Raw genomic sequence first — 13,959 nt, 5'->3', positions numbered from 1 at the left:
CACCAGCCGCTGCGGGCTGCCCAGCCGTCCGGCAGCCGCCGGTCCGGGCGCAGCGGCGCGGCGCTGGGTAGTGGTGGGGCGTCCGGGGGCAGCATCCGCGGATCATCTCAGCGGATGTCCGTACCGCAGGGGCCGGGTGCTCGTACGCACCCGGCCCCTGTCCCCCGTACCCCCCGTCTCCCCCGTCTCCCCCGTGGTCGACCCGACGTCCCCCGTCGCCGGGTCAGTCCGTCGCGATGGCCGCGAGGACGTTCATCCGTCCGGCCCGGAAGGCCGGCACGAGGGCGGCGACCAGGCCGATCACCACCGAGGAGACCAGCGTCACCACGATCGTGGTGACCGGGACGGCGAGCGTCCCGAGGCCCTGGTCCCGCAGGACCCGCTGCGCGGTGACGCCCCAGGCCAGGCCCAGTCCGGTGCCGAGGACGGCGCCGAACACCGCGATCACCACGGACTCCAGCCGGATCATCCGGCGCAGCTGGCGGCGGGAGAGCCCGATCGCCCGCAGCAGGCCGATCTCGCGGGTCCGCTCCACCACCGACAGCGCCAGGGTGTTGACCACGCCGAGCACCGCGACGGTGATCGACAGGCCGACCAGGCCGTAGATCAGGTAGAGCAGGGTGTTGATCTGGGACTGCACCAGCTCCTTGTAGCCGGCCTGGTCCTTGACGGTCAGCTGCGGGTACTGCTGGAGCGCGTCCTCCAGGGCGGTGAGCGTCTTGTTGACGTCCGTGCCGGCGGAGGCCTTGGCGAAGAACGTCCACACCGGGGGCTGCTCGGCGGCCGGAACGACCTGGGTCAGGGTGTCCAGGCCGACGAAGGAGCCGTCGCCCAGCAGCCCGCCCTTCCGGAACACCACGCCCACCGGCAGGGTCTGGGTGCGGCCCTTGCCGTAGTCGACGGTCACCTGGTCGCCGACCTTCAGGCCGTGGTCCTTGGCGAAGGTCTCGCCGATCCCGAGCGAACCGCGCCCGACCGAGTCCATCGCGCCGGAGGCGACCGTGGGGTGGAAGTCGCTGCCGAAGAAGCTCGCCGGCACCGCGGTCAGGTCCGTCTTCGCGCTCTGCCCGCCGGGCAGCCGGACCTTCGCCCGCTTGAAGTCCTCCTGGGTGGTGACGTGGTCGATGCCCGGGGTGCGGCGCACCGCGTCCATCATCTCGGCGGTGACCGGGGTCCGGCCGCCCGAGATGATGTAGTCCACGCCCACCGACTTGTCGATCTGCGCACTGGCCGACTTCACGGCCGAGGAGCTGAAGACCGAGGAGCCGATCACCAGCGCCAGCCCGATCATCAGCGCGGCGGCGGTGGCGCCGGTGCGGCGCGGGTTGCGCATCGCGTTGCGTTGGGCGAGCTTGCCGGAGGGGCCGAACAGGGCCGGGAGCAGGGCTCCGAGCACCTTGATGACGACGGTGGCCAGCAGCGGGCCGAGCACCACGGAGCCGATCAGGGTGAGCAGCAGGCCTAGGCCCAGGTACTCGCCGCCGGTGGAGGCCTTGTCGGCCGTACCCGCGAGCGCCAGCAGGCCGGCGCCGCCCGCGGTGAGCAGCAGGCCGATGATCGTCCGCACGATGTTGGAGCGGGCCTCGGCCGGGGTGCCGTGGTCGCGCAGGGCGGCCATCGGTGCGATCTTGCTGGCCCGGCGGGCCGGGATCCAGGCCGCGATGACGGTGATCAGGATGCCCACCGCGTAGCCCGCCACGAAGACGTCGGGCCCGATCTCCAGGTCGCTCGCCTTGAGGTCCATGCCGATCGCGTTCATCAGCTTGATCAGACCGACCGCCACGCCCAGGCCGACCGCCACGCCGAGGGTCGAGCCGAGCACGCCCAGGATCAGCGCCTCGACCAGCACCGAGCCGTTCACCTGCCGGCGGCTGCCGCCGATGGCGCGCAGCAGGCCGATCTCGCGGGTGCGCTGGGCGACCAGCATCGAGAAGGTGTTGATGATCAGGAAGCCGCCGACGATCAGCGAGATGCCGGCGAAACCGAGCATCGCGTACTTCATGAAGTCGAGGCCGCTGCCGATCGCCTTGGTGTTCTGGTCCTTCTGCTCGGCCGCGGTCTTGATCTCGTAGCCGCTGCCGACCTTGGCCAGGGCGTCGGCCTTGAGCTGGTCGTTGCTGCGGCTGCCGTCGCCGAAGGCCTCGACGGTGGTGTAGGCCTGCTCGCCGAGCAGCACCTGCTGGGCGGTCGGGGTGTCCAGGAAGGCCAGTGCGGCGCCCGGGTTGGTGGTGGTGAAGGTGGCGATGCCGACGATCGTGTACGGGTGCTGACCGCTGGCGTTGTCGACCCGGACCTTGTCGCCGAGGCCGAGCTCGGCCTTCTTGGCGGTGTCCGCGTCCAGCACCAGCTCGCCGGAGTTCTGCGGGACGTGCCCGGAGGTGATCTTCACCGGGTTGCGCGGGGTGTCGGTCCAGTTGCCGACCAGGGTCGGCGCGCCGCTGGTCGGGCCGACCAGCTTGTTGGTGGCCGGGTTGACCAGGATCGCGTTGCCGACCATGACCTGGCCGATCGCGGTCTTCACGCCCGGCACCGCGGCGACCTGCTCGGCGAGCGGGACCGGGACGGTCGGCACCTTGTCGCTGTCCTGCCGGTCGTCCTCGGCCGGCACGGGCGGCTGGACCGAGATGTCGGAGGCGGTCGCGGCGAACAGCTTGGAGAAGGTGCTGGTGGCGGTGTTGGAGAACACCAGGGTGCCGGACACGAAGGCGACCGACAGCATGACGGCGATGAGCGAGAGCGCCATCCGGCCCTTGTGGGCGAAGAAGCTCCGCAGTGAGGTCTTGAGCAGCATGGTTTCGTCGTCCCGCCGCTCAGCTGGTGCGCTTGCCGTCGAAGCGGCGCATGCGTTCGAGGACGGAGTCGGCGGTCGGCGCGTGCATCTCGTCCACGATCACGCCGTCGGCGAGGAACAGCACCCGGTCCGCGTAGCCGGCGGCGACCGGGTCGTGGGTGACCATGACCATGGTCTGGCCCAGCTCGTCCACCGAGCGGCGCAGGAAGGTCAGCACCTCGGCGCCGGCCCGGGAGTCCAGGTTCCCGGTGGGCTCGTCGCCGAAGATGATCTCGGGGCGGGCGGCCAGCGCGCGGGCCACCGCGACGCGCTGCTGCTGGCCGCCGGAGAGCTGGGTCGGGCGGTGCTTGAGCCGGCCGGCCAGGCCGACGGTCTCCACCACCTGGTCCAGCCAGGCCTGGTCGGGCCTGCGGCCGGCGATGTCCATCGGCAGCGTGATGTTCTCCAGCGCGTTCAGGGTCGGGAGCAGGTTGAACGCCTGGAAGATGAAGCCGATCTTGTCCCGGCGCAGCCTGGTCAGCTGCTTGTCCTTGAGACCGGTGATCTCGGTGTCGCCGATCCAGATCCGCCCGCCGCTGACCGTGTCCAGGCCCGCCAGGCAGTGCATCAGGGTGGACTTGCCGGAGCCGGAGGGGCCCATGATCGCGGTGAAGCGGCCGCGCTGGATGTCCACGTCGACCGCGTCGAGGGCGGTCACCTTGGTCTCGCCCGATCCGTAGGCCTTGGTCACCTGGCGGGCCGAGGCGGCGACGGCGGACGGTCCGCCGGGAAGCTGGGGGTCGTACACGGCTGCTGCCGTCGTCACTGGAGTCTCCTAAGAAGTGGCCCACCCGTTGACCCCCACCCTGCCGACGCGGTCGGGCGGCGGACCCGACGGAACCGGGCCGCTTTCGGAGGGGCGGGGACGTGAGAACCACGTTAGGAGTCGAGGTCCGAGCACTCGTCCTCCGTCGGAACGAAGCGCTGCAACCAAGGTTCTACGGGTGCGGCACCCCCCTCCCCCTAGGGGGCGCCGCGGGCCTTCTCGGGGTCGCCCCGTACGGGGGTCGCGCCGAGGGCCGCTCAGCCGGTCAGGACGGGTGCGGCCAGGCGTTCGAGGGCGTCGGCGAAGCCCTCCACGACGGGGACCAGCTGGGCGTCGGTCCGGCACTCGACCAGGGTCGTGCCGTCCGCCGCGGCGGTGATGTGGCGGTCGAGCACGAACCAGCCCTGGGTGATGTGGCCGGCGCCCATCGAGCTGAGCACCGGGCGCAGCGCGTAGTCCACGGCGAGGACGTGCGCGGGCGAGCCGCCGGTGGCCAGCGGCAGGACGGCCTTGCCGGCCAGCGCGTACTGCGGGAGCACGTCGAGCAGGGCTTTGAGCAGGCCCGAGTAGGCGGCCTTGTAGACGGGGGTGCCGATGACGACGCCGTCGGCGCGGGCGAACAGCTCGGTGACGGCGCCGATCTCCGGGTGGTCGAAGTCGCCCGCCAGCAGCGCGTGCGCGGGCAGGCTGCGGGCCTCGAAGGGGACGACCCGGTGGCCGCGGTCCACCAGGCGGGCGTCGACGTGGCGCAGCAGCCGGGTGGTGCGGGAGGTGGCGGAGGGGGAGCCGGAAACGGACAGGACGGTGGCCATGGTTCACCTCTGGCTGGAAGCGGGGGCGCTTCGCAGCGGCCGCCGTGGGCCGCTGCGGCGGGGTCGGTGATCTCGACGGGTGCGCTTCAGCCGCGACAGAGGGAACCGGACACACGCTGCAGGTCGACGTGCCGCCGACGCGTGAGTGCCCGACCCTGGTCCATGCCCGGAATGCAAACACGCTGCCTTCGCGGCGGTCAAGAATCGTTTCGGCGGTCGGAACGCGGGTGACGGGCGCGTTTCACGCCGGAACGATCCGGTACGTGCATCAAAACTGCTACAAGAGGCCTGGCGGGGGCCCCGGGGGGAGTCACTGGCACCGGGTTCGGGCATCCTCGACGGCATGAACACGTGGCAGGAGGGCCGCCCGGGCGGCGGCGGGAACCCGTACGGCGGCAACGGCGGCGGTGCGGCGGCCGAGCCGCCGCTGCCGGCCTCGCTGAACCCGCGCGGACCGGCGGCGCCGCCCGCTCCGCGGCAGCCGGGGCCGTCCCACCCCGGCGTCCCGCCGCAGACCGCCCCCGGCGGCCCCGGGCGGCCGGGCCCCAGCGGTCCCGGTGGCCCGGGCGGCCCCGGCCGACCAGGCGGTCCGGGCGGTCCCGGCGGTGCCCGGCCGGCGGGTGCGCAGGCCCGGCGCTGGCCGCGGCGGCGGATCGTGAAGTGGACGGTCTTCAGCCTGCTGATCGCCGTCATGGTGACCGCCGTCTCCACCTGGTTCTGGGCGGACTCCAAGCTCAACCACGAGAACGTGCTGGCCGACTACCCGGGCCGCCCGGCCGCCGGCAAGGGCACCAACTGGCTGATCGTCGGCTCCGACAGCCGCGAGGGCCTCAGCGAGTCCCAGATGGACACCATGCACACCGGCCACGACGTCGAGGGCAAGCGCAGCGACTCGATGATGATCCTGCACATCGGGGACAACGGGAACACGCTGATGAGCATCCCGCGCGACTCCTGGGTGCCGATCCCCGAGTACAGGACGAGCAGCGGGAAGACCATCAAGGCCACCACCTCGAAGATCAACTCGGCCTTCGCCAACGGCAACGGGCGGCTCCTGGTGCAGACCGTCGAGCTGAACACCGGCATCCGCATCGACCACTACGCCGAGATCGGCTTCGCCGGGTTCGCCGGCATCGTCGACTCCATCGGCGGGGTCGAGATGCACATCGACCAGGACATCAAGGACAAGGACTCCGGCCTCGACCTCAAGGCCGGCGACCAGACCCTCAACGGCGTCCAGGCCCTGGCCTTCGTCCGCCAGCGCCACCAGATGGCCGACCAGGACCTCGGCCGGATGCGCAACCAGCAGAAGTTCCTCGGCGCCCTCGCCCACCAGGCCGCCACCCCGGGCACCGTGCTCAACCCGTTCACCTTCTACCCGCTGGTGGACTCGGCGCTCGGCACCCTGATCGTCGACGACGACTGCGGGCTGACCGACCTGGGCTCGCTCTTCCTCGCCATGAAGGACGTCAACGGCGGCGGCGGCAAGAGCCTGACCGTCCCGATCGGCAACGCGGACTACCGGACCAAGACCGGCGAGTCGGCGGTGCTGTGGGACACCAACAAGTCCAAGCAGGTCTTCGACGCCTTCAAGAACGACACCGCGGTGCCCGACTTCAAGTAATCCGACCACGAGAAGTGACCACCCGGACACAATGGGTGGATGTCACTCGTCACCGCACTCGTCTACCGCCGACGTCACCGCCTCCTGGGCCGCCTGGTCCAGGAGGCGCTCGCGCTCTACGGGATGGAGGTGCCGGCCGCCTGCGAGATCGGGCCCCGGCTCACCGTGTTCCACCGCGGCTTCGGCACCGTCCTGCATCCGTACACCACGCTCGGGGCGGACGTGACGCTCTACAACGGCGTGACCATCGGCCGGGCCGACCCGTGGGTGCCCCAGGAGGCGAGCGCGATGCGGCGGGTGGTGGTCGAGGACGGCGCGGTGCTGTGCGCGGGCGCCAAGGTGGTGTGCAAGGAGGGCGTGCTGACCGTCGGGGCGGGCACCATCGTGGGCGCCAACTCGGTGCTCACCCGCTCGACCGGGCCCGGCGAGATCTGGGCCGGGGTGCCCGCGCGCAGGGTGGGGACGCGGGAGGGGGACTGGGCGTCCCCGGCCACGGCGCCCGTCTGAGGTGGAACGCCACCGCCCCGGAGTGGGAAGACGCGGCGAGTCCGCCCCCACTCCGGGGCGGTACGCGTGCCAGAGGCCGCGGTGATTACTCGACCACGCCGGACTTGGCGATCTTGATGCTGGCCGAGGTGCGGCCGCTCTGCGAGCCGAGGCCCTCGATCTTCTTCACGACGTCCATGCCCTCGACGACCTCGCCGAAGACGACGTGCTTGCCGTCCAGCCAGTCGGTGACGATGGTGGTGATGAAGAACTGCGAGCCGTTGGTGTTGCGGCCGGCGTTGGCCATCGACAGCAGGCCCGGGCGGTCGTGCTTGAGCTGGAAGTTCTCGTCCGCGAACTTCTCGCCGTAGATGCTCTTGCCACCGGTGCCGTTGTGGTTGGTGAAGTCACCGCCCTGCAGCATGAAGGCGGGGATCACGCGGTGGAAGCCGGAGCCCTCGTAGCCGAAGCCGTTCTGGCCGGTGGCCAGCTCGCGGAAGTTGCGGGCGGTCTTCGGGACGACGTCGTCGAAGAGCTTGAAGACGATGCGGCCGGCCGGCTCGTCGTTGATGGTGATGTCGAAGAAAACGTTGGAACCCATGCAGGGATCATGGCACGACCCGCCGACCGCCGCGCGCCACCCCCGGCTCCCCCGCTGGTGACGTCGGCGTTTCCGGGTTCGCCGTCACACCGGAACGGCGGAAGCTAACATCCCTGTCGGATTCGAGTGGACGGCGGGGAGGACGGCATGCGGATCGGCGAACTGGCCCGGCGCACGGGCGTGAGCGAGCGCTCGCTGCGGTACTACGAACAGCAGGGCCTGCTGGTGGCCCGGCGCACCGAGGGTGGCCACCGGGAGTACCCGGAGATGGCGGTGGACCGGGTGGTGCACATCCAGGAGCTGTTCGCCGCCGGCCTGCACAGCCGCACCATCTACAAGATCCTCCCCTGCATGCGGGACTCCGACGGCGGCCCGAGCGAGCAGGCCACCCCGATGCTGGTCGAGGAGCTCACCTCGGAGCGGGACCGGATCGACCGGATGATCACCGATCTGCTGCGCTCGCGCGAGGTGCTGGACGAGGTGATCGCCGGCGCCTCCGGGGAGCCGGCGGCGGCGTAGCGCGGTCCGAGCCTCGGGGGCTCAGGCCTTGAGCTTGCGCCAGACCGTCTCCAGGGCCGCGATGTCCGCCGGGTCCAGCCGGTCGGTGAACACCGGGGCCAGGGCGGCCCGCCGGGTCGCGTCGGCCTCGGCGAAGAGGGCGCGACCCTGGTCGGTCAGCTCGATCCGCACCGAGCGCGCGTCCGAGGCCGAGGGCGTACGGGACACCAGCCCGCGCCCGGCCAGGGCGTCCACCACCCGGGAGACCTGGCTGCGGCTGAGCATGGTCTTCGCGCCGAGGTCGGAGGCGGCCACCGGCTCCTGCTGGCCGTTCAGCCAGAGCATCACCTCGAACCAGGACAGCGGCAGCCCGTGCACCCGGGCGAGCTCCCGGTCCACCCGGGCGGCCAGGGTGGTGCCGGCCCAGACCAGCCCGTAGAAGGCGTGGTCCTGCTCCGACAGCGGGCCCAGGGAGAGATCGGCGCGGTCCATGCCGTTCATCGTACCGAGGGTGCGTGCGTGTGCACACAGTGCCGGAGGGGCCCGCACCCGGGGCCGAGCCCGCTACAGCTCGCGCTCCGCGACCTCCTGGTCGCCGCTCAGCTCGCCGGTCGGGCGGAAGCCCAGCCGGGCGTAGAACCCGGCGGGGCCGTCCGGGCCCGGGTGGTAGGTGACGGTCGCGCGGGTGCCGCCGCGGCGGCGGATCTCGGCGCAGACCTGCTCGACGGCGAAGCGGCCGTAGCCGCCGCGCTGCTGCCCCGCGTCGACCAGCAGGCGCCAGAGGCCGGAGCGGGGGCGGTCCTCGGGGCGCTCCGGGTCGAAGCGGATGTCGAAGAAGGCCATCACGAAGCCGACCGGCCGCCCGCCGTCCAGGATCAGCCGGGGCCAGGCCGTCTCGCCGTGGACGTACGCCTCGGCCAGCGACTTCGCCACCGGCGCGACCAGCCCCTCCTGGTCGGGGCGCACCCGTAGGGCGAGGGCGGCGTCGATGTTCCCGGGGGTGAGCAGGGCGAGGCTGAGCGGGTTGGACATGGCGGGCAGCCTAGGCAGCTCGGCCGCCCGCCGTCGTCCGGTTTACCGGGCCGCGGTCACGCCCCGGCCGGCCGCGGTCACACCCCGGCCGGGTAGTCGGTGCCGCGGCTGACCGCCTCCCAGGCCTCGGCCTCCTGGCGCGCGCCGTCCAGGTTGCCCAGGATCGCCTCCACCGCGTCGGTGCCGAGCGCGAGCCGCAGCGGGGTCTTCTCGGCGGCCAGGGCGGCCAGGATCGCCTCGGCGGCCTTCACCGGGTCGCCCGGCTGCTTGCCGTCGGAGTCCGGCAGGCCGGCGCGGACCGGGCCGACCACCGGCTCGTACGCGTCGATCGGGGCGCTCTGGGCGAGCGCGCCGCCGCCCGCGAAGCCGGTCCGGAACGCGCCCGGCTCGACGATCAGCACCTTGATCCCGAAGCCGGCCACTTCCAGGGCCAGCGCCTCGGACAGCCCCTCCAGCGCGAACTTGGTGGCCGAGTAGGCGCCCACGCCGGGGAAGGAGAAGCGGCCGCCCATGCTGCTCATCTGCACCACGGCGCCGGCGCCCTGGGCCCGCATGTGCGGCAGCACGGCCCGGGTGAGCGCGGCCGGGCCGAAGAAGTGCAGTTCCATGAGGTCCCGCAGCTCACCGTCGGTGGTCTCCTCGACGGCGCCGATCACGCCGCGGCCGGCGTTGTTCACCAGGACGTCGATCCGGCCGTGCCGCTGCACGGTCTCGGCGACCACGGCGGGGATCCGCTCCTGGTCGGTGACGTCCAGCTGCACCGGCACCAGCCGGCCCGGGTGCGCGGCGGCCAGCTCCGCCAGCGTCTCGGGGCGGCGGGCGGCCGCGACGACGGTGTCGCCGGCCGCCAGCGCGGCCTCGGCGATCGCCTGGCCGAAGCCGGAGTTGGCGCCGGTGATCAGCCAGACCCTGCCGGTGGTCTCGTGGGCGGTCATCTGTGTTCCTCCGTACGCGCTTGCACCACAGGAAAGTTGACGATCATTTATACGACATCCCACGCAGCCGGTGATCGGACGCGTCCGCAAATGCCGGAGCCCCCGGCCGATCGGAAGGCGGTTTCTAGGGGTCGTTGCAACACGTGGTCGGTTGTCTAGGCCGCGATGAGTTTATGCAGGCGCTCGGCTGGGGTTTCCCAGCCGAGCGTTTTGCGTGGGCGGCCGTTGAGTTCGGCGGCAACGTGGACCAGGTCCTCTGGGGTGTGGGCGGACAGGTCGGTGCCCTTCGGGAAGTACTGCCGGAGCAGGCCGTTCGTGTTCTCGTTCGAGCCGCGCTGCCAGGGACTGGCCGGGTCGCAGAAGTAGACGGGGACGCCGGTGACGAGGGTGAACGAGCCGTGCGAGGCCATCTCGGAGCCCTGGTCCCAAGTCAGCGATCGCACCAGGTGAGCGGGCAAGGTCTGGACGGTGGCGACGAGGGCGTCGCGCACGTGTTCGGCGGTGCGGCCGTTCGGCAGGTGCAGGAGCATCACGTAGCGGGTGTGGCGCTCGACGAGGGTGCCGATGGCGGAGGCGTTGTCCTTGCCGAGGATCAGATCGCCTTCCCAGTGGCCGGGAACGGCTCGGTCCTCGACCTCGGCCGGGCGTTCGCTGATCATGACCATCGGGTCGATGAAGCGCGGCCTGCGGCAGTTGGCCTGGCGGTGGGGGACGCGGCGGGCGCGTCCGGTGCGCAGGGCGCCGGCCAGCTCGCGGCGCAGTTCGCCGCGGCCCTGGATGTAGAGGGCCTGGTAGACGGTTTCGTGGGCCACGTGCATCTCCGGCCGCTCGGGGAAGGTGTCCCGTAGAGCCTGGCAGATCTGTTCCGGGCTCCACTTCACGTCCAGGTGCTGCTGGATGAAGTCCCGCAGTTCCCGGTTGCGGGCGATCTTGGCGGGCTTGGGGCGTGGCCGGCGGGCGTCGGCGCGGGCCTGCGCGGCGTGGGGCCGGTAAGTGCCGCTGCCCGGGTGGCGGTTGCGCCGGATCTCGCGGCTGACCGTGGAGGGGCTGCGGCCCAGTTCGGCGGCGATCGCGCGGACGGTGGCTTTCTCCCGCAGCCGGTCGGCGATGTGGATGCGTTCGTCCTCGCGCAGGTACCGGGACGGCCCGGGTGGCGAGGGAGCGGCCGCCCGCGCGGATTGCGCGGGCGGCCTCGGCCTCTTCACGCGGCCCTCGGGCCGGCCGTGGCGCCACTCACGGCCGGTCCGCTCGTGAACTCCCACGAGCCGGGACGCCTCTGTGTTGCTGTAGCCCTGCTGCACGAGCCGGAAGTATTCCTCCCGCTCGACACGGAGCTTCCTGGGCCCCTGCGGCTTCCGGTCCCTACGGATCTCGAACTCCATCGCACACCTTGAGCTCGGGTGTTGCGACGACCGTTAGAACCCAAGGAATCGGCCGGGGGCTCCGGGGAGTTCGGGGCGGGCCCGTTACGGCAGGTTGCGGGCCATCACGATCCGCTGGACCTGGTTGGTGCCCTCGTAGATCTGGGTGATCTTCGCGTCCCGCATCATCCGCTCCACCGGGTAGTCCCGCGTGTAGCCGTAACCACCCAGCAACTGCACCGCGTCCGTGGTCACCTCCATCGCCACGTCCGACGCGAAGCACTTCGCCGCCGCACCGAAGAACGTCAGATCCGCGTCCCCGCGCTGCGACTTCGCCGCCGCCACGTACGTCATCTGCCGCGCGGCCTCCAGCTTCATCGCCATGTCCGCCAGCATGAACTGGATCCCCTGGAACTCCGCGATCGCCTTCCCGAACTGCTTGCGCTCCCGGACGTAGCCCTTCGCGTAGTCCAGCGCACCCTGCGCGATGCCCACCGCCTGCGCCGCGATCGTCACCCGGGTGTGGTCCAGCGTCCTCATCGCCGTCTGGAAACCGGTGCCCTCCGCACCGATCATCCGGTCCGCCGGGATCCGCACGTTGTCGAAGTACACCTCACGCGTCGGCGAACCCTTGATCCCCAGCTTCTTCTCCGGCGCACCGAACGACACGCCCTCGTCGCCCTTCTCCACCACGAACGCCGAGATGCCCTTCGACCGCATCGAGGGATCGGTGACGGCCATCACCGTGTAGAACTCGGAGACCCCCGCGTTGGTGATCCACCGCTTCACACCGTTCAGCACCCAGAAGTCACCGTCGCGCACCGCCCGGGTCTTCATCCCCGCCGCGTCCGAACCCGCCTCCGGCTCCGACAGGCAGTACGAGAACATCCCCTCGCCCCGCGCCAGCGCCCCAGGTACTTCGCCTTCAGCTCCTCCGAACCCGACAGCTGCACCGGCAGCGACCCCAGCTTGTTCACCGCCGGGATCAGCGACGACGAGCCGCACACCCGCGCGACCTCCTCGATCACGATCACCGTCGCCAGCGCGTCCGCCCCCGCACCGCCGTACTCCTCCGGCACGTGCACCGCGTGCAGGTCGTTGCCCCGCAGCGCGTCCAGCGCCTCCTGCGGGAACCGCCCCTGCTCGTCCACCTCCGCCGCGAACGGAGCGATCTTCGCCTCGGCCAGCGAACGCACCGCCTCACGGAGCATCTCGTGCTCCTCGGAGATGCGGAAGAGATCGAAGTCAGCCGCCCCTGCGCTGCCCGCCATGATGCCTGCCTCGTCGTCCAGTGACCGACGTCCGAACGACGTCTGATCCGAGTCGAATCGCGGTTAACTACCGTTCAGTAGAGATCCTAGGGCGCCGACCTGCGACTGCCTAGCGTCGTCGGCATCCGGGCGATCGGTGCCGGGCCGGGCGGGGCGGATAGCATCAGGGGCACCCTCTACTGGTCGAACCCGCACTAAGGGGAACCCGTGACCCTCCGCATCTCCGTGATCGGCACCGGCTACCTCGGCGCCACGCATGCCGCCGCGATGGCCGAGTTCGGCTTCGAGGTGTTGGGTCTGGACATCGACCCGGACAAGATCGCCATGCTCACCGCCGGCCGCGTGCCGATGTACGAGCCGGGCCTGTCCGAGCTGCTGCTCAAGCACGTGGCCGGGCACGAGGGCTCGACCGGGCGGCTGCGCTTCACCACCTCCGCCAAGGAGGCCGCCGAGTTCGGCGACGTGCACTTCGTCTGCGTCAACACCCCGCAGCGCAAGGGCGAGTTCGCCGCCGACATGTCGTACGTGGACACCGCGATCGACGAGCTCGCCCCGCACCTGACCCGCCCGGCCCTGGTGGTCGGCAAGTCCACCGTGCCGGTCGGCTCGGCGGCCCGGCTGGCCGAGCGGCTGGCCGCGCTGGCGCCGGTCGGCGAGGCCGCCGAACTCGCCTGGAACCCGGAGTTCCTGCGCGAGGGCTTCGCCGTCCAGGACACCCTGCGCCCGGACCGGATCGTGGTCGGCACCCAGAGCGAGCGGGCCGAGCGGCTGCTGCGCGAGGTGTACGCCGAGCCGATCGCCGCCGGGGTGCCGCTCCTGGTCACCGACTACGCGACCGCCGAACTGGTGAAGGCCGCCGCCAACTCCTTCCTGGCCACCAAGATCTCCTTCATCAACGCGATGGCCGAGGTCTGCGAGGCGGCCGGCGCGGACGTCACCCTGCTCTCCACCGCCCTCGGGCACGACGAGCGGATCGGCCGCAGGTTCCTCAACTCCGGCCTCGGCTTCGGCGGCGGCTGCCTGCCCAAGGACATCCGGGCGTTCATGGCCCGGGCCGGCGAGCTCGGCGCCGACCAGGCGCTGACCTTCCTGCGCGAGGTCGACTCGATCAACATGCGGCGCCGCTCGCGGATGGTCGAGCTGGCCCGCGAGCAGTGCGGCGGCGGTTTCCTGGGCCGTCGGGTCGCCGTCCTCGGCGCCGCCTTCAAGCCCGACTCGGACGACATCCGGGACTCCCCCGCCCTCAACGTGGCCGCCCAGATCCAGCTCCAGGGCGCCCAGGTCACCGTCTACGACCCGAAGGCCGTGGACAACGCCCGCAAGATGTTCCCCTCCCTGGCGTACGCCGACTCCGCCCTGGAGGCCGCCGAGGGCGCCCACGTCGTGCTCCACCTCACCGAGTGGGCCGAGTTCCGCGCGCTCGACCCGGCCGAGCTCGGCGCCGTCGTCGCCGAACGCCGCCTGCTGGACGGCCGCAACGTCCTCGACGCCGAAGCCTGGCGCGCCGCCGGCTGGACCTACCGCGCCCTCGGCCGCCCGAGCTGAGGCACCTGCCCCCGGTCGGGCAGTGCCCTCAGCCGATCAGCCGACTACTAGCGGCGGTTGACTGATTCGTGTGCGCACCCTTGTTTGTGGGTCGACGTGACCCGCAAACACGCAGTGCACCACAAGCGAGTCGGCGACCCTCAGCTGTGGATCGAGGCGCTCGGTTCCGGGTTCACCGCCTGGTTCATGACAGGCCGG

General features: G+C 71.6%; 13 protein-coding genes and 1 pseudogene. 4 read left to right on the top strand and 10 right to left on the bottom strand.

Annotated features, from left to right (window positions below):
* Nucleotides 1-223 precede the first annotated feature (223 nt).
* The 4 genes from O1G21_RS23810 to O1G21_RS41820 all read right to left on the bottom strand — a co-directional run bounded on the left by O1G21_RS23810 (nucleotide 224) and on the right by O1G21_RS41820 (nucleotide 4,572).
* Nucleotides 224-2,791: an ABC transporter permease gene (locus O1G21_RS23810; RefSeq protein ID WP_270146624.1), complete on the bottom strand. Its 2,568-nt coding sequence runs from the start codon at nucleotides 2,789-2,791 to the stop codon at nucleotides 224-226.
* Nucleotides 2,792-2,810: 19 nt separating this feature from the next.
* On the bottom strand, nucleotides 2,811-3,596 hold the full coding sequence (locus tag O1G21_RS23805; RefSeq protein ID WP_270146623.1) for an ABC transporter ATP-binding protein: 786 nt from the start codon (nucleotides 3,594-3,596) through the stop codon (nucleotides 2,811-2,813).
* A 257-nt stretch (nucleotides 3,597-3,853) separates the two neighbouring features.
* The gene (gene ssuE / locus O1G21_RS23800; protein ID WP_270146622.1) at nucleotides 3,854-4,408 is read right to left on the bottom strand and encodes an NADPH-dependent FMN reductase; all 555 of its coding nucleotides are present in this window, start codon (nucleotides 4,406-4,408) and stop codon (nucleotides 3,854-3,856) included.
* 86 nt (nucleotides 4,409-4,494) lie between these two features.
* Nucleotides 4,495-4,572 carry a putative leader peptide gene (locus tag O1G21_RS41820; RefSeq protein WP_355212135.1) on the bottom strand — a complete coding sequence of 26 codons (78 nt, stop codon included), beginning with the start codon at nucleotides 4,570-4,572 and terminating at the stop codon, nucleotides 4,495-4,497.
* A 179-nt stretch (nucleotides 4,573-4,751) separates the two neighbouring features.
* On the opposite strand from O1G21_RS41820, the gene O1G21_RS23795 reads away from it, so the two are divergent.
* Together O1G21_RS23795 and O1G21_RS23790 are read left to right on the top strand one after the other, a co-directional pair.
* Entirely contained in the window at nucleotides 4,752-6,032 is a 1,281-nt protein-coding gene (locus tag O1G21_RS23795; RefSeq protein ID WP_270146621.1) for an LCP family protein, read from the top strand.
* Nucleotides 6,033-6,071: 39 nt separating this feature from the next.
* On the top strand, nucleotides 6,072-6,539 hold the full coding sequence (locus O1G21_RS23790) for an LbetaH domain-containing protein (protein WP_270146620.1): 468 nt from the start codon (nucleotides 6,072-6,074) through the stop codon (nucleotides 6,537-6,539).
* Between the two features lie 85 nt (nucleotides 6,540-6,624).
* On the opposite strand, the gene O1G21_RS23785 is transcribed toward O1G21_RS23790, so the two are convergent.
* Entirely contained in the window at nucleotides 6,625-7,119 is a 495-nt protein-coding gene (locus O1G21_RS23785; RefSeq protein ID WP_270146619.1) for a peptidylprolyl isomerase, read from the bottom strand.
* A gap of 147 nt (nucleotides 7,120-7,266) precedes the next feature.
* On the opposite strand from O1G21_RS23785, the gene O1G21_RS23780 reads away from it, so the two are divergent.
* Nucleotides 7,267-7,638, top strand: coding sequence for a MerR family transcriptional regulator (locus O1G21_RS23780; protein ID WP_270146618.1), 372 nt, complete (start codon nucleotides 7,267-7,269; stop codon nucleotides 7,636-7,638).
* Between the two features lie 21 nt (nucleotides 7,639-7,659).
* Here the strand turns inward: O1G21_RS23780 and O1G21_RS23775 are convergent, their stop codons facing one another.
* The 5 genes and pseudogenes from O1G21_RS23775 to O1G21_RS23755 form a co-directional block, all read right to left on the bottom strand.
* Nucleotides 7,660-8,109 carry a MarR family winged helix-turn-helix transcriptional regulator gene (locus O1G21_RS23775; protein WP_270146617.1) on the bottom strand — a complete coding sequence of 150 codons (450 nt, stop codon included), beginning with the start codon at nucleotides 8,107-8,109 and terminating at the stop codon, nucleotides 7,660-7,662.
* Nucleotides 8,110-8,181: 72 nt separating this feature from the next.
* On the bottom strand, nucleotides 8,182-8,649 hold the full coding sequence (locus O1G21_RS23770) for a GNAT family N-acetyltransferase (RefSeq protein WP_270146616.1): 468 nt from the start codon (nucleotides 8,647-8,649) through the stop codon (nucleotides 8,182-8,184).
* A 77-nt stretch (nucleotides 8,650-8,726) separates the two neighbouring features.
* On the bottom strand, nucleotides 8,727-9,584 hold the full coding sequence (locus O1G21_RS23765; protein WP_270146615.1) for an oxidoreductase: 858 nt from the start codon (nucleotides 9,582-9,584) through the stop codon (nucleotides 8,727-8,729).
* A gap of 155 nt (nucleotides 9,585-9,739) precedes the next feature.
* Complete coding sequence (locus O1G21_RS23760; protein ID WP_270146614.1) at nucleotides 9,740-10,966, bottom strand: IS30 family transposase; 1,227 nt, start codon at nucleotides 10,964-10,966, stop codon at nucleotides 9,740-9,742.
* Between the two features lie 84 nt (nucleotides 10,967-11,050).
* Nucleotides 11,051-12,216, bottom strand: a pseudogene (locus O1G21_RS23755) (acyl-CoA dehydrogenase family protein).
* A 207-nt stretch (nucleotides 12,217-12,423) separates the two neighbouring features.
* On the opposite strand from O1G21_RS23755, the gene O1G21_RS23750 reads away from it, so the two are divergent.
* Nucleotides 12,424-13,761, top strand: coding sequence for a UDP-glucose dehydrogenase family protein (locus O1G21_RS23750; protein WP_270146613.1), 1,338 nt, complete (start codon nucleotides 12,424-12,426; stop codon nucleotides 13,759-13,761).
* Nucleotides 13,762-13,959 lie beyond the last annotated feature (198 nt).

The sequence above is a fragment of the Kitasatospora cathayae genome (genome assembly GCF_027627435.1).
GTDB classification, from domain to species: Bacteria; Actinomycetota; Actinomycetes; order Streptomycetales; family Streptomycetaceae; genus Kitasatospora; species Kitasatospora cathayae.
The sequence above is the reverse complement of the archived record's forward strand: the minus strand, read 5'-3'. Positions and strand labels throughout refer to the sequence as shown.

Excerpts from the sequence above, each read along its gene's own strand:
- O1G21_RS41820 (WP_355212135.1), bottom strand. The coding sequence starts at position 4,572 with ATGGACCAGGGTCGGGCACTCACGCGTCGGCGGCACGTCGACCTGCAG.
- O1G21_RS23770 (WP_270146616.1), bottom strand. The coding sequence starts at position 8,649 with ATGTCCAACCCGCTCAGCCTCGCCCTGCTCACCCCCGGGAACATCGAC.
- ssuE (WP_270146622.1), bottom strand. The coding sequence starts at position 4,408 with ATGGCCACCGTCCTGTCCGTTTCCGGCTCCCCCTCCGCCACCTCCCGC.
- O1G21_RS23760 (WP_270146614.1), bottom strand. The coding sequence starts at position 10,966 with ATGGAGTTCGAGATCCGTAGGGACCGGAAGCCGCAGGGGCCCAGGAAG.
- O1G21_RS23780 (WP_270146618.1), top strand. The coding sequence starts at position 7,267 with ATGCGGATCGGCGAACTGGCCCGGCGCACGGGCGTGAGCGAGCGCTCG.
- O1G21_RS23775 (WP_270146617.1), bottom strand. The coding sequence starts at position 8,109 with ATGGACCGCGCCGATCTCTCCCTGGGCCCGCTGTCGGAGCAGGACCAC.
- O1G21_RS23785 (WP_270146619.1), bottom strand. The coding sequence starts at position 7,119 with ATGGGTTCCAACGTTTTCTTCGACATCACCATCAACGACGAGCCGGCC.
- O1G21_RS23790 (WP_270146620.1), top strand. The coding sequence starts at position 6,072 with ATGTCACTCGTCACCGCACTCGTCTACCGCCGACGTCACCGCCTCCTG.
- O1G21_RS23795 (WP_270146621.1), top strand. The coding sequence starts at position 4,752 with ATGAACACGTGGCAGGAGGGCCGCCCGGGCGGCGGCGGGAACCCGTAC.
- O1G21_RS23810 (WP_270146624.1), bottom strand. The coding sequence starts at position 2,791 with ATGCTGCTCAAGACCTCACTGCGGAGCTTCTTCGCCCACAAGGGCCGG.
- O1G21_RS23765 (WP_270146615.1), bottom strand. The coding sequence starts at position 9,584 with ATGACCGCCCACGAGACCACCGGCAGGGTCTGGCTGATCACCGGCGCC.